We start from the raw sequence: 524 nt of genomic DNA, 5'->3' as shown, positions 1-524 counted from the left end.
TGGTCGCGATCGTTGCGTCCGCCGAACAGCTGGGAGTAGAAGGCGAAGCGGACGATGAGCCCGGCGATCACACCCAAGAACGAGGCGATGGTGATCACCGCGACGTCACGGTGGGCGACATGGGAGAGCTCGTGGGCCAGGACGCCCTCGAGTTCGTCGGTCTCCAGGCGGCGCAGCAGTCCGGTGGTGACGCAGACGACGGCATGGTCGGCGTTGCGGCCGGTGGCGAACGCGTTGGGCAAATCCATTTCGGAGATTGCCACCTGGGGTTTGGGCATGTCCGCGGTGGCGCAGAGCCGGTCGATGACGCCGTGCAGCTCGGGCTGTTCCTCGCGGCTGACGAGGTGGCCGTGCATGGAGTACAGGGCGATCCGGTCGGAGAACCAGAACTGCGCGACCAGCAGCCCGGCGGCGATGACGATCACCAGGACGACGGATTTGAGCAGCACGATCAGCGCGGCGATGAACGCCACGTACACCAGCCCGAGCAGGAACATCGTGACCACCATGCGGGCGGTCAGCTG

The 524-nt window shown here is 66.2% G+C and carries 1 protein-coding gene; it reads right to left on the bottom strand.

What is annotated here, in order from left to right; all coding sequences use genetic code 11:
• The coding region (locus tag C6N31_RS42435) for a M48 family metalloprotease (protein ID WP_198359651.1) at positions 1–524 on the bottom strand (524 nt) is incomplete at both ends.

Origin of the sequence: Streptomyces fildesensis (genome assembly GCF_016107395.1) — a bacterium.
In the GTDB taxonomy this organism is placed as follows: domain Bacteria; phylum Actinomycetota; class Actinomycetes; order Streptomycetales; family Streptomycetaceae; genus Actinacidiphila; species Actinacidiphila fildesensis.
This window is presented reverse-complemented; position numbering and strand designations above follow the sequence as displayed.